General features: G+C 60.9%; 19 protein-coding genes. 15 read left to right on the top strand and 4 right to left on the bottom strand.

Annotation, left to right across the window (positions count from 1 at the left end):
* Positions 1-114: 114 nt before the first annotated feature.
* From J2Y86_RS10170 to J2Y86_RS10125, 10 genes are all read left to right on the top strand, one after another.
* Positions 115-831 (top strand): FadR/GntR family transcriptional regulator, encoded by a 717-nt coding sequence (locus J2Y86_RS10170; protein ID WP_017340101.1) that lies wholly within the window; start codon positions 115-117, stop codon positions 829-831.
* A gap of 126 nt (positions 832-957) precedes the next feature.
* Positions 958-1,833, top strand: a complete 876-nt coding sequence (locus tag J2Y86_RS10165; RefSeq protein ID WP_253430464.1) for an SMP-30/gluconolactonase/LRE family protein — start codon at positions 958-960, stop codon at positions 1,831-1,833.
* Between the two features lie 198 nt (positions 1,834-2,031).
* Positions 2,032-2,850, top strand: coding sequence for an SDR family oxidoreductase (locus tag J2Y86_RS10160; protein ID WP_253430461.1), 819 nt, complete (start codon positions 2,032-2,034; stop codon positions 2,848-2,850).
* Between the two features lie 115 nt (positions 2,851-2,965).
* Entirely contained in the window at positions 2,966-3,970 is a 1,005-nt protein-coding gene (locus J2Y86_RS10155) for a substrate-binding domain-containing protein (RefSeq protein ID WP_253430458.1), read from the top strand.
* A gap of 64 nt (positions 3,971-4,034) precedes the next feature.
* On the top strand, positions 4,035-5,579 hold the full coding sequence (gene araG / locus J2Y86_RS10150) for an L-arabinose ABC transporter ATP-binding protein AraG (protein ID WP_253430455.1): 1,545 nt from the start codon (positions 4,035-4,037) through the stop codon (positions 5,577-5,579).
* A gap of 12 nt (positions 5,580-5,591) precedes the next feature.
* A complete protein-coding gene (gene araH / locus J2Y86_RS10145) occupies positions 5,592-6,560 on the top strand; it encodes an L-arabinose ABC transporter permease AraH (RefSeq protein WP_253440204.1) in 969 nt (322 codons plus the stop codon).
* 194 nt (positions 6,561-6,754) lie between these two features.
* A complete protein-coding gene (locus J2Y86_RS10140; protein ID WP_253430452.1) occupies positions 6,755-7,468 on the top strand; it encodes a GntR family transcriptional regulator in 714 nt (237 codons plus the stop codon).
* Positions 7,465-8,463, top strand: a complete 999-nt coding sequence (locus tag J2Y86_RS10135) for an ADP-ribosylglycohydrolase family protein (RefSeq protein ID WP_253430448.1) — start codon at positions 7,465-7,467, stop codon at positions 8,461-8,463. Before J2Y86_RS10140 ends, J2Y86_RS10135 begins: the two co-directional genes overlap by 4 nt.
* Positions 8,464-8,683: 220 nt before the next feature.
* Positions 8,684-10,150, top strand: a complete 1,467-nt coding sequence (locus tag J2Y86_RS10130) for a purine-cytosine permease family protein (protein ID WP_253430445.1) — start codon at positions 8,684-8,686, stop codon at positions 10,148-10,150.
* Positions 10,143-11,072: a PfkB family carbohydrate kinase gene (locus tag J2Y86_RS10125; protein ID WP_253430442.1), complete on the top strand. Its 930-nt coding sequence runs from the start codon at positions 10,143-10,145 to the stop codon at positions 11,070-11,072. Before J2Y86_RS10130 ends, J2Y86_RS10125 begins: the two co-directional genes overlap by 8 nt.
* 124 nt (positions 11,073-11,196) lie before the next feature.
* On the opposite strand, the gene J2Y86_RS10120 is transcribed toward J2Y86_RS10125, so the two are convergent.
* The 4 genes from J2Y86_RS10120 to J2Y86_RS10105 form a co-directional block, all read right to left on the bottom strand.
* Positions 11,197-11,577 carry a Rho termination factor N-terminal domain-containing protein gene (locus tag J2Y86_RS10120; protein WP_253430439.1) on the bottom strand — a complete coding sequence of 127 codons (381 nt, stop codon included), beginning with the start codon at positions 11,575-11,577 and terminating at the stop codon, positions 11,197-11,199.
* A 70-nt stretch (positions 11,578-11,647) separates the two neighbouring features.
* Positions 11,648-11,902 (bottom strand): hypothetical protein, encoded by a 255-nt coding sequence (locus tag J2Y86_RS10115; protein WP_253430436.1) that lies wholly within the window; start codon positions 11,900-11,902, stop codon positions 11,648-11,650.
* 45 nt (positions 11,903-11,947) lie between these two features.
* On the bottom strand, positions 11,948-12,286 hold the full coding sequence (locus J2Y86_RS10110; protein WP_253430433.1) for a hypothetical protein: 339 nt from the start codon (positions 12,284-12,286) through the stop codon (positions 11,948-11,950).
* An 84-nt stretch (positions 12,287-12,370) separates the two neighbouring features.
* Positions 12,371-13,573, bottom strand: a complete 1,203-nt coding sequence (locus J2Y86_RS10105; RefSeq protein ID WP_253430429.1) for an MFS transporter — start codon at positions 13,571-13,573, stop codon at positions 12,371-12,373.
* Between the two features lie 363 nt (positions 13,574-13,936).
* On the opposite strand from J2Y86_RS10105, the gene J2Y86_RS10100 reads away from it, so the two are divergent.
* From J2Y86_RS10100 to J2Y86_RS10080, 5 genes are all read left to right on the top strand, one after another.
* Positions 13,937-14,419: a GNAT family N-acetyltransferase gene (locus J2Y86_RS10100; RefSeq protein WP_031319060.1), complete on the top strand. Its 483-nt coding sequence runs from the start codon at positions 13,937-13,939 to the stop codon at positions 14,417-14,419.
* A gap of 189 nt (positions 14,420-14,608) precedes the next feature.
* Positions 14,609-15,601 carry a 2-dehydro-3-deoxygalactonokinase gene (locus J2Y86_RS10095; protein WP_253430426.1) on the top strand — a complete coding sequence of 331 codons (993 nt, stop codon included), beginning with the start codon at positions 14,609-14,611 and terminating at the stop codon, positions 15,599-15,601.
* 19 nt (positions 15,602-15,620) lie between these two features.
* Entirely contained in the window at positions 15,621-16,241 is a 621-nt protein-coding gene (locus tag J2Y86_RS10090) for a 2-dehydro-3-deoxy-6-phosphogalactonate aldolase (RefSeq protein WP_253430423.1), read from the top strand.
* A gap of 46 nt (positions 16,242-16,287) precedes the next feature.
* Entirely contained in the window at positions 16,288-17,436 is a 1,149-nt protein-coding gene (dgoD, locus tag J2Y86_RS10085; protein ID WP_008152275.1) for a galactonate dehydratase, read from the top strand.
* 197 nt (positions 17,437-17,633) lie between these two features.
* Complete coding sequence (locus J2Y86_RS10080) at positions 17,634-18,944, top strand: MFS transporter (protein ID WP_253430420.1); 1,311 nt, start codon at positions 17,634-17,636, stop codon at positions 18,942-18,944.
* Positions 18,945-18,966: the final 22 nt, after the last annotated feature.

Here is an 18,966-nt window from a genome sequence, read left to right as displayed (position 1 = left end):
GCGAGCAAGCCCGCTCCCACATTTGGTTTTGTGCGGTCCTTCGAAAAATCAAATTGACACCCAATCGTATGATGATTAGCGTGGGCATCCATCGCGAACGGCTTTGAGGTGCCCATGTCCAGCAGTTTTCACGCATCGACGGTCGACTGGCTGGGTTGCTGGATTGCCACCGGCCAGGTGAAACCGGGGGAGACCCTCAAGGTTGAAGCCGATCTGGGCGAGCAGCTCGGTGTCAGTCGCACGGTCATCCGCGAAGCCATCAAAACCCTGGTCGCCAAAGGTATGCTCGAAGTCGGGCCCAAGGTGGGCACGCGGGTGTTGCCGGTGCGGCGCTGGAACCTCTTCGATCCGCAAGTCGTCGGTTGGCTTTCCCGCAGCGGCTTGCCGGAAAATTTCGTCGACGACCTGCTCGACCTGCGCCGCACCATCGAACCGATGGCCGTGCGCTGGGCCTGCGAGCGGGCGACCGTCGAGCAGGTGCAAGCGGTGCTTCAGGCCTATAACGCGCTGGAGCGCGCGGTGGACAGCGGCATCGATTACAACCGCGCCGACCAGTTCTTCCACGAGTGCATTCTGGCGGCCAGCCACAATCAATTCATCGAACAAATGGTCCCGGCCCTCGGCGCGCTGCTGGCGGTGTCTTTCGAAGTCTCCGCCGCCGACCCGGACGAGCTGCGCCGCACGTTACCGATTCACAAAGACATGGCCGATGCCATCGCCGCCCGCGATGCGGCGCGTGGTGTGTGGGCCTGCATGACGCTCATCGACAACGCCGACCTGGCCATCAAACGCTTCTACCCAAAAGTCATGGCCGACAAAAAGGCCGGCTAAAAACACAAAACACTGTGGGAGCGGGCTTGCTCGCGAAGACGGCTTAACATTCAGTAAAAAGTCGGCTGCAAGATCGCAATCGCGAGCAGGCTCGCTCCCACATAAAAGCAACAGGAAGGAGGTTTCATGGAGTGGACCGCAGTTACCCAGCACCGGGCGCACCTCGGCGAAGGCCCGTTCTGGGATGCGCCGACGCAGGCCCTGTACTGGGTGGATATCGCCGGCAAACAGGCGCTGCGCCTGATCGGCGCCAACGTGCAGATCTGGCAGATGCCCGAGCACGTGTCAGCGTTCATTCCCTGCGAAAGCGGCGATGCGCTGGTGACGTTGAGCAGCGGCGTGTACCGGCTCGATCTCGATTCTCCGGGGCTTGAACCACACCTGACCTTGTTCTGCGTCGCCGACCCGCAACCCGGCAATCGCGCCAACGAAGCCCGTTGCGATGCACAAGGCCGGCTCTGGCTCGGCACCATGCAGAACAACATCGGCGAAAACGCTGAAGACCTGCCCATCGTGCGGCGTTCCGGCGGTTTGTTTCGTATCGACCGCGATGCCCGGGTCACGCCGCTGCTTCGCGGATTGGGCATTCCCAACACGATGCTGTGGAGTGACGACGCCACCACGCTTTATTTTGCCGACAGCCTGGATGGCACGCTCTACCAGCATTTCATCCGCACCGATGGCGGCCTCGATCCCGCGCAAGTCTGGTTCGGCCCCCATGAGCGTGGCGGCCCTGACGGCTCGGCGATGGATGCCGAGGGTTACCTGTGGAACGCACGCTGGGACGGCCGTTGCCTGCTCAGGTTGACGCCGGATGGTCAGGTCGATCGCGTGATCGAACTCCCGGTCAGCCGCCCCACCAGTTGTGTGTTCGGCGGTCCGGACCTGAAAACCCTCTACATCACCAGTGCCGCGAGCCCGCTCAACCATCCTCTGGACGGGGCGGTGTTATCGCTTCAGGTCGATGTGCCCGGAAAAACCTGTACGAGGTTTATCGGATAAATCCCAAAATATGGGATGTAAAATTATATATTGAGATTATTTGGCGGTCGGGTTTATAGTCGGCTCCATCAGTTACACGCACTCACACTTAAAAAAACAAAACAGGTGAAGTGATGCAGCGATTTTCCAAACAGTTTTTTGGCCGGACATCGACAGATGCCCGGTTTTTGTCGTGTGCGCTAAATGGAGTTCCGGCTCATGGCTGAATCTCTTTCCCTGCCACCGGTGCCCGAGCCACCGAAGGGTGAGCGCCTGAAGAACAAGGTCGTGCTGCTGACCGGCGCCGCCCAGGGCATCGGCGAAGCGATTGTTGCGACTTTCGCCTGCCAGCAGGCCAGGCTGATCATCAGTGATATCCAGGGAGAGAAAGTCGAAAAAGTCGCGGTGCATTGGCGTGATAAAGGTTTCGACGTTCAGGCGATCAAGGCCGACGTATCCAACCAGCAAGACCTGCACGCCATGGCCAGACTGGCAGTCGACCTGCATGGCCGCATCGACGTGCTGGTCAACTGCGCGGGGGTCAATGTATTCCGCGATCCGCTGGAAATGACCGAAGAAGACTGGCGTCGCTGCTTCGCCATCGACCTCGACGGCGCCTGGTTTGGCTGTAAAGCGGTGCTGCCGCAGATGATCGAGCAGGGCGTCGGCAGCATCATCAACATCGCCTCGACCCATTCCACTCACATCATTCCGGGTTGCTTTCCGTACCCGGTGGCCAAGCACGGTCTGCTGGGCCTGACCCGCGCGCTGGGCATCGAATATGCGCCGAAAGGCATTCGCGTCAACGCCATCGCGCCGGGCTACATCGAAACCCAACTGAACGTCGATTACTGGAACGGTTTTGCCGACCCGCACGCCGAACGCCAGCGGGCTTTCGATCTGCATCCACCGCGGCGTATCGGGCAGCCGATCGAAGTGGCGATGACTGCCGTGTTCCTGGCCAGCGACGAAGCGCCGTTTATCAACGCATCGTGCATCACCATCGATGGTGGTCGTTCGGTGATGTATCACGATTAGGCAAAACGTATTTCAGGTGCGGAACTCCGTCTGAAATCCAATCATCATACGATATGACTATTTGCTGTACCGGCTTTCCAAATAACGCTCAAAAAAAATAACAAGGAGTCAGCTTATGAATCGTCGTCGTGGGATCCGTTCCCTGTGCTGTGCCGCTTTGGCGGTCACTGCGGTCAGTCTGAGCAGTACGCTGCTGGCGGCCGAGGAAGTGAAGATCGGTTTTCTGGTCAAGCAGGCGGAAGAGCCCTGGTTCCAGACCGAATGGGCCTTTGCCGAAAAGGCCGGCAAAGACAAAGGCTTCAAAGTCATCAAGATCGCCGTGCCGGACGGCGAGAAGACCCTTTCCGCCATCGACAGCCTGGCGGCCAACGGCGCCAAGGGTTTCGTGATCTGCCCACCGGACGTGTCCCTCGGCCCGGCGATCATGGCCAAAGCCAAGCTCAACGGTTTGAAAGTGATTGCCGTGGATGACCGCTTTGTCGATGCCAGCGGCAAGTTCATGGAAGACGTTCCGTACCTGGGCATGGCCGCTTTTGAAGTCGGCCAGAAGCAGGGCGCGGCGATGGCCACCGAAGCGAAAAAACGCGGCTGGGACTGGAAAGACACCTACGCGGTCATCAACACCTACAACGAACTCGACACCGGCAAGAAGCGCACCGACGGCTCGGTAAAAGCGCTGGAAGAGGCCGGCATGCCGAAAGACCACATTCTGTTCTCGGCGCTGAAAACCCTCGACGTGCCGGGCAGCATGGACGCCACCAACTCGGCGCTGGTGAAACTGCCGGGCGCGGCGAAAAACCTGATCATCGGCGGCATGAACGACAACACCGTACTGGGCGGCGTGCGCGCCACCGAGAGCGCCGGTTTTGCCGCGGCCAACGTGATCGGCATCGGCATCAACGGCACCGATGCCATTGGCGAACTGAAAAAACCCAACAGCGGCTTCTTCGGTTCGATGCTGCCGAGCCCGCACATCGAGGGCTACAACACAGCGGCGATGATGTACGAGTGGGTCACCACCGGCAAGGAACCGCCGAAATACACCGCCATGGACGACGTGACCCTGATCACGCGCGACAACTTCAAGCAGGAACTGGAAAAGATCGGCCTTTGGAACTGAGGCGCGGTTGATTTCATCGGCGGCCCCGGCGACGGGGCTGCCTGATCTGTTCATGAGGTGGGTTATGCACGCGCAAGTACTGACACAACACGACAGCGCCGGCGGCAGCCTGCGCTTCAACGGGATCGGCAAGACCTTTCCCGGGGTGAAGGCGCTGGACGGCATCAGCTTCGTCGCCCATCCGGGCCAGGTTCACGCCTTGATGGGCGAGAACGGTGCCGGCAAATCGACGCTGCTGAAAATCCTCGGCGGTGCCTACACGCCGAGCAGCGGTGACCTGCAGATCGGCGAGCGAACGATGGTCTTCAAATCCACCGCCGACAGCATCGGCAACAAGGTGGCGGTGATCCATCAGGAGCTGCACCTGGTCCCGGAAATGACCGTGGCGGAAAACCTGTTCCTCGGTCATCTGCCCGCCAGTTTCGGCCTGATCAATCGCGGCGCATTGCGTCAGCAAGCGTTGGCCTGCCTCAAAGGCCTGGCCGATGAGATCGATCCGCAAGAGAAAGTCGGGCGCCTGTCCCTGGGGCAACGGCAACTGGTGGAAATCGCCAAGGCGTTGTCCCGTGGCGCGCATGTGATCGCATTCGACGAGCCGACCAGCAGCCTCTCGGCGCGGGAGATCGATCGCTTGATGACGATCATCGGACGCCTGCGCGACGAGGGCAAAGTGGTGCTCTACGTCTCCCATCGCATGGAAGAAGTGTTCCGCATCTGCAATGCGGTGACGGTGTTCAAGGACGGCCGTTACGTGCGCACGTTCGAGGACATGAGCGAGTTGAACCACGATCAACTGGTCACGTGCATGGTCGGTCGCGACATTCAGGACATCTACGATTACCGCCCGCGCAAACGTGGCGCGGTGGCGTTGAGGGTCGACGGTCTGCTCGGGCCGGGCTTGCGTGAGCCGGTGAGCTTCGACGCGCACAAGGGCGAAATTCTGGGGCTGTTCGGCCTGGTCGGCGCTGGCCGTACCGAGCTGTTTCGCATGCTCAGCGGCCTTGAGCGCAACACCGCCGGGCGCCTGGAATTGCGCGGTCATGAACTGAAATTGCGCTCACCCCGGGATGCCATTGCCGCAGGGATTCTGCTGTGCCCTGAAGACCGCAAGAAGGAGGGCATCATGCCGCTCACCAGCGTCGCTGAGAACATCAACATCAGCGCACGCGGTGCCCACTCCACCTTCGGTTGCCTGTTGCGCAGCCTGTGGGAGAAGGGCAACGCCGACAAGCAGATCAAGGCGCTGAAAGTGAAGACACCCAGCGCTGCGCAGAAAATCATGTACCTGTCCGGCGGCAATCAGCAGAAGGCGATTCTCGGTCGCTGGCTGTCGATGCCGATGAAAATCCTGCTGCTCGACGAACCGACTCGCGGCATCGATATCGGCGCAAAAGCCGAGATCTACCAGATCATCCACAACCTCGCGGAAAGCGGCATCGCGGTGATCGTGGTGTCCAGCGACCTGATGGAAGTCATGGGCATTTCCGACCGCATCCTGGTGCTCTGCGAAGGCGCGATGCGCGGCGAACTGTCCCGTGACGAGGCCAACGAATCCAACCTGCTGCAACTGGCTTTGCCGCGCCAACGCGCTGACGGCGTGGCGAACTGAGAGGTGACTATGATGACAACCCAAAACAACGCTCTGCCTACACAGCGCAAACCTTTGGACCTGCGACGCTTTCTCGATGACTGGGTGATGCTGCTCGCCGCGGTCGGGATCTTTGTGGCGTGCACGTTACTGATCGATAACTTCCTGTCGCCGCTGAACATGCGCGGCCTGGGCTTGGCGATTTCCACCACCGGCATTGCCGCGTGCACCATGCTGTATTGCCTGGCGTCGGGGCACTTCGACTTGTCGGTGGGCTCGGTGATTGCCTGCGCCGGTGTGGTCGCGGCGGTGGTGATGCGCGACACCGACAGTGTGTTCCTCGGTGTCGCTGCGGCGCTGTTCATGGGGCTGATTGTCGGGCTGATCAATGGAATCGTGATCGCCAAGTTGCGGGTCAATGCGTTGATCACCACGCTGGCGACCATGCAGATCGTTCGTGGCCTGGCTTACATTTTTGCCAATGGCAAAGCGGTGGGCGTGTCGCAAGAGTCGTTCTTCGTCTTCGGTAACGGCCAGTTGTTCGGCGTGCCGGTGCCGATTCTGATCACCATTGTCTGCTTCCTGTTTTTCGGCTGGCTGCTGAACTACACCACCTACGGGCGCAACACCATGGCCATCGGTGGCAACCAGGAAGCGGCGTTGCTGGCCGGGGTCAACGTTGACCGGACCAAGATCATCATCTTCGCCGTGCATGGCGTGATCGGGGCATTGGCCGGGGTGATCCTGGCTTCGCGGATGACTTCGGGGCAGCCGATGATCGGCCAGGGTTTCGAACTGACGGTGATCTCGGCGTGCGTGCTCGGCGGGGTGTCGCTGAGCGGCGGGATCGGCATGATTCGGCATGTGATTGCCGGGGTGCTGATTCTGGCGATCATCGAGAACGCGATGAACCTGAAGAACATCGATACGTTTTATCAGTATGTGATTCGCGGTTCGATCCTGTTGTTGGCCGTGGTTATCGACCGCCTCAAACAACGCTGAGATTTGTGCGGTTTGGGCTGACGTCTTCGCGGGCAAGCCCGCTCCCACAGGGTTTTGCATAACCTGTGGGAGCGTGGCTTGCCCGCGATGGCGGTGTATATGATTCACCTTGTTATCAAGAACTCCACATCCTCCCGTCACCTCCCCTAAATATTTCTTGCCTGTTACAACTCGTTTCGGTTATCAATTTGTACATGATTAGACAGGTACGATTTGACAAGAAACAACGGGTGGTCGACGAGCTCATCCGGCGCATCGAAAGCGGCCTCATGGAGGACGGCTTTCTGTTGCCCGGGGAGCATCAGTTGGCTCAAGAATTCAAAGTCAGCCGAGGTACGCTGCGTGAAGCCCTGGCCGAACTGAAACGGCGCAACTACATCGCGACGCAAAGCGGTGTCGGCTCCATCGTCACGTTCGACGGTGTGGTGCTCGATCAGCGCAGCGGCTGGGCGCAGGCCCTGGCCGACAGCGGGGCGCTGATCAATACCGAAGTGCTGCGGCTGGAGGCGGTAACCCGGCCTGACCTGCTGTCGCGTTTCGGCACCGACCAGTTCATCACCCTCGACCGCCGTCGCCGTTCCACTGACGGCAAACTGGTTTCCCTCGAACGCTCATTGATGCCCGCCACCGGAGGCCTGGAAAGCCTGCCGCGCGTGGGCCTGATCGACAATTCCCTGACCATCACCCTGGCCGCCTACGGCTACATCGGCGAGCGCGGCGATCAATGGATCGGCGCCGAACCCTTGAGCGCCGAAGACGCCGAGCTGCTCGGTCGCCCGGTCGGCACGGTTTTCCTCAAGGCCTTGCGCACCACCTACGACCGGCAAAACCGTTTCATGGAGCAAGTCGAAAGCCTGCTCGATCCCGTGCACTTTCGCTTGCACCTGCAATTTGGAAACCCGCAATGACCGCGCTCAATCGTGCCCTGGGTGCGTTTTACGGACTTGCCCTGGGCGATGCGCTGGGCATGCCGACGCAATCCCTGAGCCGCGCTGAAATCAAGGCGCGTTTCGGTGAAATCACCGATCTGCAAGACGCCGGTCCCGATCAACCCATCGCTGCAAACATGCCCAAGGGCTCGATCACCGACGACACCGAACAGGCGATTCTGGTCGGCCAGTTGTTGATCGACGGCGAAGGCAAGATCGAACCTTCGGTGCTAGCCCAGCGGCTGATCGAATGGGAAGCCGCGATGCAGGCCAAGGACTCGCAGGATTTGCTCGGTCCGTCGACCAAACGGGCGATCGAGATGATTCTCGCCGGCCAGTCGCCCGAAGAAGCGGGGCGCTACGGCACCACCAACGGCGCAGCGATGCGTATCACGCCGGTCGGGATTTCGGCGGATGTCAGCGATCCCGAGCGTTTCATCAACGCCGTGGTGCAGGCCTGCCAGGTCACTCACAACACAACGCTGGGCATTTCCAGCGCGGCGGCGGTGGCGGCAGTGGTGTCGGCCGGCATCAACGGCATGGACCTGGGTGAGGCATTGAACCTCGGCCAGCAAATCGCTCAGCAAGCTGAAAGCCACGGCCACTGGGTCGCGGGCGGGCGCATTGCCTCGCGCATCAGTTGGGCGCGGACGATCAGCGTCGACAGTGACAAGGCGTTGCTGGCGGACTTGATGTACGACGTGATCGGCACTTCGGTGGCGTCACAGGAGTCGGTGGTGGTTTCGTTTGCCCTGGCGCAACAAGTGGCCATCGGTGAGATGAATGCCTTCGAAGCCGTGTGCATGGCCGCCAGCCTGGGCGGCGACACTGACACCATCGCGGCGATCCTGGGGGCCATGCTGGGGGCCTGTCTGGGGCTTGAGAGTTGGCCTGTCGGGATGATCGAGCAGGTCAAAGCCGTTAATTCGTTGGAGCTGGAACCGTTGGTGCAAGGGCTGTTGGCTTTGCGTTGACTGGGCTGACGCCTTCGCGAGCAAGTCGGATCGCCGCACCGCCGCTCCCACAGGGATCGACGCTGTACCTGTGGGAGCGGGCTTGCCCGCGATAGGCGCACCGCATATTTGAATTTTTAACCCGCAATGGATCGCACTGACTTGGCCAGGACAGCCGGGCTGTAGTTTTCGTCTTCCGTCATTGCCCATAACCACAACAAAGGCAACAGGAGCATTTCACATGAGTTCATCGAACGCCGGGCAAAGTGCCGGGCAACTGGAAACCCGTGGCATCGAACCGGTGCCGGAAGCGGAGTGCAACGGTCATCCGCTGCAACTGTTCTGGGTCTGGTTCGCCGCCAACATTTCCATCCTCGGCCTGCCGCTGGGCGCCACGCTGGTGGCGTTTCGCGGCTTGGCGATCTGGCAGGCAATCATCGTCGCGATCCTCGGCGCTGCCGGCTCCTTCGCGGTGGTCGGGATCATTTCCATCGCCGGTCGCCGTGGTCGCGCACCGAGCCTGACGCTGTCGCGGGCGATCTTCGGGGTGCGCGGCAACATCGGTCCGACGCTGGTTTCATTGATGTCGCGGCTGGGTTGGGAAACGGTCAACACCACCACAGCTGCGTTCGTGTTGTTGTCGCTGTGTTCGATCCTGTTCGGCTCGCCGGTGGAAGCCAAAAGTGCGCCGTTGTTGACCCTGGTCTTCATCGCGATTTTCGTGCTGCTGACCCTGTCGGTGTCCGGCCTCGGTCATGCGACGCTGCTGGTCATCCAGAAGTGGGCGACCTATGTATTCGGCGCGCTGAACATTCTGGTCGGCGGTTTCCTCTGCGCCACCATCGACTGGAGTGCCGTGTTCAACGCCACGCCTGCGCCGCTTAGCGCAATGATCATCGGCGTCGGCACCATGGCCGCCGGCACCGGGATCGGTTGGGCCAACGCCGGTGCCGACATGTCGCGTTATCAGCATCGCAGCGTCAAAGCCGCGCGCCTGGTGGCCTCGGCCGCATTTGGTGCGGGGATTCCGCTGGTGTTGCTGATCACCCTCGGCGGCCTGCTGTCGGTGGGCAACAACGACCTGGCGTCGGCCACTGACCCGATCATCGCGATCCGTGACATGCTGCCGACGTGGATGGCCGTGCCGTACCTGATCACCGCGTTCGGCGGCTTGCTGCTGTCGAATAACCTGTCGGTGTACTCCGCCGGTTTGACCACGTTGACCCTGGGCCTCAAGGTCAAGCGCGTCTACGCTGTGGTGGTCGACATCGTGGCGATCTTCGCCGGTTCGATTTACTTCATGCTGATCGCCGACAGTTTCTACGGCCCGTTCATTACCTTCATTTCCTTGCTGGCCGTTCCGATCACGGCGTGGGTCGGGATCTTCGTCGTTGATCTGATTCACCGTCATTACTACAGCCCGAAAGACCTGCTGGACGTCAGCCCGAGCAGCGCCTACTGGTATCGCGGCGGCGTCGAGTGGCGTGCCTTCGGTGCATGGGCGGTGGCGATCGTGCTGGGTTTCAGCTTCACCACCATCGGCACCACCGAACAAACCGTCTGGTTCCGCGGGTTCCTTTCCGATTCGTGGCTGGGTCATAACGGCCTGGGCTGGATCGTCACGTTCCTGGTGGCTGGCGGGATTTATTTTGTACTCGGCGGGGCGAAAGATCGCCGCGCTGCGTCGCTCGAGAACGCTCATGCCTAAAATGCTGCACACCGGCCAGGTCATCATCGATCTGGTCATGGCCGTGGATAAACTGCCGCAGCCCGGCGGCGATGTACTGGCGCAGTCCGCCAGTTTCGAAGCCGGCGGTGGCTTCAATGTGATGGCCGCCGCTCAGCGTAATGGCTTGCCGGTGGTTTACCTCGGCCGGCATGGCACCGGTCGTTTTGGTGACTTGGCGCGGGAGGCGATGAAGGCTGAAGGCATTCGTATCGGCATCGCTCACAGCGCCGAACGGGATACCGGATTGTGCGTGGCGATCACGGACGCCTCGGCTGAGCGCAGTTTCGTTTCCTACATTGGTGCCGAAGGCGATGTGACAGCCGAGGACCTGGCCAGTGTGCCAGCCGAGGCGGGCGACTATGTCTACGTCAGCGGCTATAGCCTGCTACATGTCGGCAAGGCGCAAGCGTTGGTGGATTGGTTGCTGGCGTTGCCGACCGGCATTAACGTGGTGTTCGATCCGGGGCCGTTGGTGGAGTCACCGGATGCGCCGTTGATGCGGGCCTTGTTGCCGCGCATCGATATTTGGACCAGCAACAGTGTCGAGGCACTGCGGTTTACCGGGGCGTCGGACATTGCCGAGGCGCTGGATCGATTGACCGATCATTTGCCCGCCGACGTGTTGATGGTCGTTCGCGATGGGCCGCAAGGGTGCTGGATCAGCCAGGGTGGCGAGCGTCAGCATGTGCCGGGTTTCGAGGTCGAGGCGGTGGACAGCAATGGTGCGGGCGATGCGCACGCCGGGGTGTTTGTGGCCGGGTTGGCGCAGGGGTTGTCGGCGGGGGAGGCGGCGCGGCGGGCGAATGCGGCGGCGGCACTGGCGGTGACTCGGTGGGGGCCGGCGACTTCGCCTGGGGCTGCCGAGGTTGATGCATTAATCAGTGAGAGTTTCGGCGCCTGATCTAGCGCTTTCGCGAGCAAGCCCGCTCCCACATTTTGAACGAATTACTCCAGCAGGAATGCGAACAAATGTGGGAGCGGGCTTGCTCGCGAAGGGGCCCTCAGATTCATCGCAAGTTCTGACCTTACCCAGCCTTGCGCAACGCCTCGATCAATTCCTGCTTGCGCATACCCGAACGCCCGGGAATCTTCTTCGCCGTGGCTTCCTTCCTCAAACTGTCCACCGTCTGCGCATCCCGCGACGCCTTGCTGTTACGCGGGTGACCTTCGCGACTGGATACCGCTCGCCGCGAAGATTCCTTGCGGTCTTCGGCTTTCGCACTCGCCGGTTTCTTGCGCCCGGAACCACCGCTGCGCTCACCACCGCCCGACTGCTTGTTCACCGTCGCCCAGGCGCGGGCCTCCGCTTCATCTTTCGAGACACCTTTGTGCTCATAGCTCTCTTCGATGTGCTCGGCCTTGCGCTTCTGTTCGGTGGTGTATTTGTCTTTGCTTCCACGAGGCATGGGATTTCTCCTGCTGCTTGTAGAGTCAGTCGGTCGCAGCCGAGCACGACTGCGACCTGATTCGTCTTGCTTAAACGTCCAGCTTGCGCGCTGCCTCAACCCCGGCCGCGCTGAGCTTGATCGGCAAGTTCAACGAGTGCTCGCCGGTCTCGTCGCAGATCACATGGCCATGCTGGATCAGCCCCCGATCCTGTAGCGTGGCGAGGGCGCTGGCCACGACTTTCTCCCCCCGGTAATTGTCCAGGACCTCCTTGCCCAGCCCACTCGGGTGGGCGTGCAGCAGTCGGGTCAGGACTTCTTTCTCAAGGTTTTTATCAACGTTCATGGTTACCTCTTCATGGATGTGGATAGTGCAACTCGCGTGGGCGATTTATTGGCTGGCACCGCCTTCGGAACCCGAGCCACCGGTGGTGGTTTTCGAGCCGACGCCGGGGCCGGCGTTATCGGGTGTCTGGGTGTCGGGCATGTTCATGCCACCTTGACGGCCCGCGTCGTTGCCCTGGATCCGCGGGTCGGTGCCCGTGGACGGCGGCAGGCTGCTGTCGACGCCAGTGCCATTGGTGTTGATGCCGGGAGCGCTTTGGATGGCGGGGGATCTGGGTTTTTCGACCGGGTCGGTCGGGCCGGTACCAGAGGCGGTAGTGGCGGCGAAGGCAGCAGAGGACAGCAGGGTAGCGAGAGCGAGGGCGGTCAATCGGGACATGATCATGATGTCGTCTCCATTGAATTAGAGTCCTTACCCGATATTGGTCCGCCCTCGATTTGGTTTGGTGCCTGATGAACGACGAACGGTTCAGGCCTGCTGCAGTGTCTTGAGCCTGAAGCGGCGCCAGAGCAAGCGGCCCACGGTGATCAGCCAGTTCAGCAGCGCGACGCAGAGCACGGTGAGCAACAGCGGTGTCATCCCGTGTTCCACGATGATCTTCCCGGCCAGCAACGGAAATCCGAATACGCCGATGAAGTACGACAGGCTGAACAACAGCAACGCTTGCGCCGTGGTGCCGCTCGGCGCTTCGTTCGCGGCCAGGCCGTTGATCACCGAATACGTCAGCCCGTAACCGACGCCCAACATCATCGCGGCGAGCACGTAGCTGACGCTGCTGTCGACCACGAAACCGAACATCACGATCGAGCCCGTCATCAGCCCCGACAACAGGCAGGATGCGCGGAACGGATCGCGCTTGACCACAAACCCGGCAATCAACATCCGGCTGCTGATCGCCGCGCCCATGAAGCCGAAAAAGAACAGCGAGTAATCCAGCGAGCGAGACGCCGCGTAACTGGTTTGAAAACTCGACAGGCCACCGAAGACACAGCCGCCGAGGCCAACCATGAGAATCGGGAACACGGCTCTGGACGACAGCACCTGAACCGTTGCTCGCCAGGAAATGCGCGCGACCGAGGCGCTGGGCGAGGGCGCTTTTTTCAGTTGCGCGTCCAGCCGCCAGAACAGCACAACGCCGATCAGGCTGGCGAGCGCGGCGAGGTAAAACGCCGCCGTCACCGGATAGCCGAGTGCACTGGCCGCACGGCCCAGCAACGGGCCGCTGCCGATCCCGGTCATCATGCTGCCCGACAGCAGCGCAAAGTATTTGGCACGCTGAGCGGGCGTCACCAGGCTCGCGACGATGATCGGCCCGAGCGTGTAGAAAACGCCCCAGCCCAACCCCAGCAGCAACCCGAAAAACAGCAGCAGATTGCCGAAGCCCGGCGTCAGCGCGAAGCCCAGGCTGGCCGCTACCAGCAGCACGCCGAACAGCGCAATCGAACGCGCCGCTCCCAGCAGATCAGACAAATGCCCGGAGACAATCACCGCGGCAAACGTGCTGAGCATCGCCGCCGAAATCACGCTGCCGGCATCGTGTTCGTTGCCGCCACGGGAACCGATCAACAGCGACAGCAAAAACGTCGAGCCGTAGGACAGCGACAGTAAATAGCTGGCGAGGCAAAACAGGCCGAACAGCTTGCTGGAGACGTGTGGCGGTGCGATGGACATGACGCGGTTCCTTGACCCGATAACGGTGAGTGTCATCTATCTATCATGCGCGGCGCGGATGTTAGGTCCGAGGTTATCGATTCGAGGGTTAGTGGTGGGCGGAGTAATGGCGAGTCAGCTTTTGTGGCAAAGGGATTATCTGTGGCGAGAGGATTTATCCCCGTTGGACTGCGCAGCAGTCCCTATAAGAGCGACCTCGTTTTTTCTGAAAGATCACGCCTAATGATCCAGGGGGGTTGCTGCGCAACCCAACGGGGATAAATCCCCTCGCCACAGATAAATCCCCTCACCATAGAAGTCCCCTCGCCAGAGGTCCTGTGTCGACTTAGTATGGCGTTTTCCACTTTTGACGAAGGCACGTCCATGACGATCGAAATCCGCCCGGCGACCCCCAGCGATGCACCGCAAATCCTCGGGTTCATCACTGAACTGGCCGATTACGAACGTGCCCGTCACGAAGTCATCGCCAGCGTCGCCGACATCGAGCGCAGCCTGTTCAGCGAAGGTGCCACCGCTCACGGCCTGATCTGCCTGCGGGACGGTTTGCCAATTGGTTTTGCGGTGTTTTTCTTCAGCTACTCCACCTGGCTCGGCAGTAACTGCCTGTACCTCGAAGACCTTTACATCACCCCGGAACAGCGCGGCGGCGGCGCGGGGAAAACCTTGCTGCGCCACTTGGCGAAAATCGCCTGCGCCAATGATTGCGGGCGATTCGAGTGGAGCGTGCTGGACTGGAACAAGCCGGCTATCGAATTCTATAAATCCCTGGGTGCGCAGCCGCAGGAAGAGTGGGTTCGGTATCGGATGGATGGTGCCGTGTTGAGGGATTTTGCCGCGGGCAATTGATCTCTTAAAAGATCGCAGCCTTCGGCAGCTCCTGCAGGTGAACGCCACCCAATGCAGGAGCTGTCGATGGCTGCGATTTTTTTTGTATTCGTCCCAATATATGGGAGTGATATTTATATATTGAGATTTAGCCGCGTCCGGGTTTATAGTCCAGCTCACTCACTGCCAATAAACAAAACAGGTGAAGCGATGCTGGCGCAATTGATCGCGCTCGATTGGGGGACAACCTCATTACGTGCTTACAAACTCGCCGCAGGTGGCCAGGTGCTCGAACAGCGTTCGCTGTCATCGGGGATCATGCAGCTGCCCCGGACGCCGCGAATCATCAAAGGCCAGGAATGCAACGACGGTTTTGAACTTGCTTTTGATGAGGCCTGCGGCGACTGGCTCGACGCGCAACCCGGTTTGCCGGTGATTGCCTGCGGCATGGTCGGCAGCGCCCAGGGCTGGCGCGAAGCGGCCTACCGCGATACGCCGGCAAACGTGGCCAATCTCGGAACTTCCCTACAAACCATTCGCAGTCTTCGCGGTGTCGATGTGCACATCGTGCCGGGCGTGCTTCAACGTTCGCATCTGCCGAACGTGATGCGCGGCGAAGAAACCCAGGTCCTCGGCGTGCTGCAGAATCTGCCGGCCGGGGCGGGTGGTGATCTGTTGATCGGCCTGCCGGGCAGTCATTCGAAATGGGTGGAAGTGGCCGACGGCTGCATCGTGCATTTCGATACCTTCATGACCGGCGAAGTCTTCGCCGTGCTCAGCGAGCACAGCATTCTGGGGCGCACTCAACAAAAGGGCGCGTCCTTCGATGGCCAAGCCTTCGATCGTGGTGTGCAAGTGGCGTTGTCGGCGGATGGTGAGATCGGACCGTTGTCGACATTGTTCAGTGCCCGTAGCCTCGGTTTGACCGGCGAACTCAGCGCCACTGCCCAACCGGATTACTTGTCCGGCCTGTTGATCGGCCATGAACTGTCGGCGCTGGCCACTGTTCAGCGGCGTCGGCGCAACAGCGTTCATCTGCCGTCGATCATCCTCATCGGTAACACCCAACTCTGCACCCGTTACAGCCGGGCCCTCGATGCCTGCGGCTTTGCTCGCGTGACGCTGGCCGAGCAAGCCACCGAACACGGGTTGTGGCAGCTGGCGCTCGCTGCCGGACTCGTCACCCCACATCCATCCCGTTAAACCTGACTGGAGGTCTGACATGCTCAAGCAAGCCCTGGCGCAAAACGGCCTGATCGCAATCCTGCGTGGCCTGCGCCCGCAGGAGGCGGCGGCTATCGGAGAAGTCCTTTATGCCGCCGGATTTCGCGTCATTGAAGTGCCGCTCAATTCCCCCAAGCCGTACGAAAGCATCCGCATCCTGCGCAGTACCTTGCCCGCCGATTGCCTGATCGGTGCCGGCACGGTGTTGACGCCGGAGCAGGTCGAGCAAGTGAAAGCCGCCGGCGGGCAGGTGATCGTCATGCCCCACAGCGATCCTAAAGTGCTGCGCGCAGCAAAAGCGGCGGGGCTGTTCCTGTCGCCGGGTGTTGCGACGCCGACCGAAGCCTTCGCCGCATTGGCCGAAGGGGCGGACGTGCTGAAGATGTTCCCGGCCGAGCAAATGGGCCCGGCCGTCGTCAAGGCCTGGCTCGCGGTGTTGCCGGCCGGAACCATTCTGGCGCCGGTGGGCGGGATCACGCCGGACAACATGCAGGAGTTTATCGACGCCGGCGTCAAAGGCTTCGGCCTCGGTTCCGGGTTGTTCAAACCGGGCATGACGGCGCAAGAAGTGGCCGTGAACGCCAAGGCGTATGTCGCTGCATGGAACGCTCTGCGTTAAGACTTTCTGGCGCCGAGCGCGCTGCATCCAATAAGAGAGAGAAGAGATGAAAATCACCAAACTGACCACCTTCATCGTTCCGCCGCGCTGGTGCTTCCTCAAGGTCGAGACCGACGAGGGCGTGACCGGTTGGGGCGAGCCCGTGGTCGAAGGCCGCGCTCACACTGTCGCCGCCGCCGTTGAAGAATTGTCCGACTACCTGATCGGCAAAGACCCACGCAACATCGAAGACATCTGGACCGTGCTGTACCGCGGCGGCTTCTACCGGGGCGGGGCGATTCACATGAGTGCGCTGGCCGGTATCGATCAGGCGTTGTGGGATATCAAGGGCAAGGCCTTGGGGGTGTCGGTCAGCGATCTGCTCGGTGGTCAGGTGCGGGACAAGATCCGTGTTTACTCGTGGATCGGCGGCGACCGGCCAGCGGATACCGCTCGCGCCGCGAAAGAAGCGGTAGAGCGTGGTTTCACTGCGGTGAAAATGAACGGCACCGAAGAACTGCAATTCCTCGACTCCTTCGAAAAAGTCGACCTGGCCCTGGCCAACGTCGCGGCGGTGCGTGACGCGGTCGGCCCGAATGTCGGCATCGGTGTCGACTTCCATGGCCGGGTGCACAAGCCCATGGCCAAGGTGCTGATGAAGGAACTCGATCCGTACAAACTGATGTTCATCGAAGAGCCGGTGCTCAGCGAAAACTACGAAGCGCTGAAGGAACTGGCGCCGCTGACCAGCACGCCGATTGCCCTTGGCGAGCGGTTGTTCTCGCGCTGGGATTTCAAGCGCGTGCTCAGCGAAGGTTACGTCGACATCATCCAGCCGGACGCGTCGCACGCCGGCGGCATCACCGAAACCCGCAAGATCGCCAACATGGCCGAAGCCTATGACGTGGCGCTGGCGCTGCATTGCCCGCTGGGTCCGATTGCCCTCGCGGCGTGCCTGCAACTGGACGCGGTTTGCTACAACGCCTTCATCCAGGAGCAGAGCCTGGGCATTCACTACAACGAGAGCAATGACCTGCTGGATTACGTCAAGGATCCGCGGGTGTTCGATTACGACAAAGGCTTCGTGAAGATTCCGAACGGCCCGGGCCTGGGCATCGAGATCAACGAGGAATACGTGATCGAACGCGCGGCGGTCGGGCATCGCTGGCGCAACCCGATCTGGCGCCATGCCGATGGCAGTTTTGCCGAGTGGTAAGTTCTCCCTGACCCACCGCAACTCCTGTGGGAGCCAGCCTGCTGGCGATTTGGTCGGCACATCCAGCATTCAGGGTGACTGACCCACCGCGATCGCCAGCAGGCTGGCTCCCACAGTTTGATCTCCATGGACAGGGAGATTTGTGGCAACCCCCGATTTCACATCGACCTCAATAAACATAAGAAGAGGCAATCCCCATGCAACCGCAAACCCTCACCGGGCAGGCGTCGTTGGTGACGCCCAGTCGCAAGCGTTTTTTCATCATGGTGCTGCTGTTTATCACCGTAGTGATCAACTACCTCGACCGCAGCAACCTGTCCATCGCCGCCCCGGCGCTGACCAGCGAACTGGGCATCGACCCGATTCACGTCGGGCTGATTTTCTCGGCCTTCGGCTGGACTTACGCCGCCATGCAAATCCCCGGCGGCTGGCTGGTGGATCGCGTTCCGCCGCGCATTCTTTATAGCGTCGCCTTGTTGCTGTGGTCGATCGCCACGGTGATGCTCGGCTTCGCCGCCAGCTTCATTGCGCTGTTCGTCTTGCGCATGGCGGTCGGTGCGCTGGAAGCGCCGGCGTATCCGATCAACAGCCGCGTGGTCACCACCTGGTTTCCCGAACGCGAACGCGCCACGGCCATCGGTTTTTATACGTCCGGTCAGTTCGTCGGCCTGGCATTCCTGACGCCGGTTCTCGCATGGTTGCAGCATGAGTTCGGCTGGCACATGGTCTTCGTCAGCACCGGTGCGGTGGGCATTCTCTGGGCGGTGATCTGGTACGCGGTGTATCGCGAGCCACGGGATTTCAAAGGCGCCAATGACGCCGAAATCGAGCTGATCCGCGAAGGTGGCGGTTTGGTGGATATCCAGGCCGAGACGGCCAAGGCCAAGGCGAAATTCAGCTGGACCGATCTCGGCATCGTGCTGACCAAACGCAAGCTCTGGGGCATCTACCTCGGTCAGTTCTGCCTCAACTCGACGTTGTGGTTTTTCCTGACGTGGTTCCCGACCTACCTGGTGAAATACCGCGGCATGGACTTCATCAAGTCCGGCCTGTTGGCATCGCTGCCATTTCTCGCGGCGTTCGTCGGCGTGCTGTGTTCCGGGTTCTTCTCCGACTTCCTGATCCGTCGCGGCTACACAGTGGGTTTTGCCCGCAAATTGCCGATCATTGGCGGCTTGCTGATTTCCACCTCGATCATCGGCGCCAACTTCGTCGAGTCGACACCGTTGGTGATTGCCTTCCTCGCGTTGGCCTTCTTCGGTAACGGGCTGGCCTCGATCACCTGGTCGCTGGTTTCAACGCTGGCACCGGCACGTTTGTTGGGGCTGACCGGCGGGGTGTTCAATTTCATCGGCAACCTGTCGGCGATTACCACGCCAATCGTCATCGGTTTCCTCGCCAGCGGTGATTCATTTGCCCCGGCGATTACCTACATCTCGGTTCTGGCGTTGATCGGTGCGCTTTCCTACATCTTGCTGGTCGGCAAGGTCGAGCGTATCAAGTTGTAGTCGCAGCCGTCGGGCGACCATA

It is taken from the genome of Pseudomonas migulae, assembly GCF_024169315.1.
Taxonomy (GTDB): Bacteria; Pseudomonadota; Gammaproteobacteria; order Pseudomonadales; family Pseudomonadaceae; genus Aquipseudomonas; species Aquipseudomonas migulae_B.
Note: the sequence above shows the minus strand (reverse complement) of the source record. Positions and strands in the feature narration are given on the sequence as shown.

Bases quoted from the DNA above. Each gene is read 5' to 3' on its own strand.
- J2Y86_RS10155 (WP_253430458.1), top strand. From the start codon at position 2,966: ATGAATCGTCGTCGTGGGATCCGTTCCCTGTGCTGTGCCGCTTTGGCG.
- J2Y86_RS10165 (WP_253430464.1), top strand. From the start codon at position 958: ATGGAGTGGACCGCAGTTACCCAGCACCGGGCGCACCTCGGCGAAGGC.
- J2Y86_RS10125 (WP_253430442.1), top strand. From the start codon at position 10,143: ATGCCTAAAATGCTGCACACCGGCCAGGTCATCATCGATCTGGTCATG.
- J2Y86_RS10105 (WP_253430429.1), bottom strand. From the start codon at position 13,573: ATGTCCATCGCACCGCCACACGTCTCCAGCAAGCTGTTCGGCCTGTTT.
- J2Y86_RS10115 (WP_253430436.1), bottom strand. From the start codon at position 11,902: ATGAACGTTGATAAAAACCTTGAGAAAGAAGTCCTGACCCGACTGCTG.
- dgoD (WP_008152275.1), top strand. From the start codon at position 16,288: ATGAAAATCACCAAACTGACCACCTTCATCGTTCCGCCGCGCTGGTGC.
- J2Y86_RS10130 (WP_253430445.1), top strand. From the start codon at position 8,684: ATGAGTTCATCGAACGCCGGGCAAAGTGCCGGGCAACTGGAAACCCGT.
- J2Y86_RS10110 (WP_253430433.1), bottom strand. From the start codon at position 12,286: ATGATCATGTCCCGATTGACCGCCCTCGCTCTCGCTACCCTGCTGTCC.
- J2Y86_RS10140 (WP_253430452.1), top strand. From the start codon at position 6,755: ATGATTAGACAGGTACGATTTGACAAGAAACAACGGGTGGTCGACGAG.
- J2Y86_RS10170 (WP_017340101.1), top strand. From the start codon at position 115: ATGTCCAGCAGTTTTCACGCATCGACGGTCGACTGGCTGGGTTGCTGG.
- J2Y86_RS10080 (WP_253430420.1), top strand. From the start codon at position 17,634: ATGCAACCGCAAACCCTCACCGGGCAGGCGTCGTTGGTGACGCCCAGT.
- J2Y86_RS10120 (WP_253430439.1), bottom strand. From the start codon at position 11,577: ATGCCTCGTGGAAGCAAAGACAAATACACCACCGAACAGAAGCGCAAG.
- J2Y86_RS10090 (WP_253430423.1), top strand. From the start codon at position 15,621: ATGCTCAAGCAAGCCCTGGCGCAAAACGGCCTGATCGCAATCCTGCGT.
- araG (WP_253430455.1), top strand. From the start codon at position 4,035: ATGCACGCGCAAGTACTGACACAACACGACAGCGCCGGCGGCAGCCTG.
- araH (WP_253440204.1), top strand. From the start codon at position 5,592: ATGACAACCCAAAACAACGCTCTGCCTACACAGCGCAAACCTTTGGAC.
- J2Y86_RS10095 (WP_253430426.1), top strand. From the start codon at position 14,609: ATGCTGGCGCAATTGATCGCGCTCGATTGGGGGACAACCTCATTACGT.
- J2Y86_RS10135 (WP_253430448.1), top strand. From the start codon at position 7,465: ATGACCGCGCTCAATCGTGCCCTGGGTGCGTTTTACGGACTTGCCCTG.
- J2Y86_RS10100 (WP_031319060.1), top strand. From the start codon at position 13,937: ATGACGATCGAAATCCGCCCGGCGACCCCCAGCGATGCACCGCAAATC.
- J2Y86_RS10160 (WP_253430461.1), top strand. From the start codon at position 2,032: ATGGCTGAATCTCTTTCCCTGCCACCGGTGCCCGAGCCACCGAAGGGT.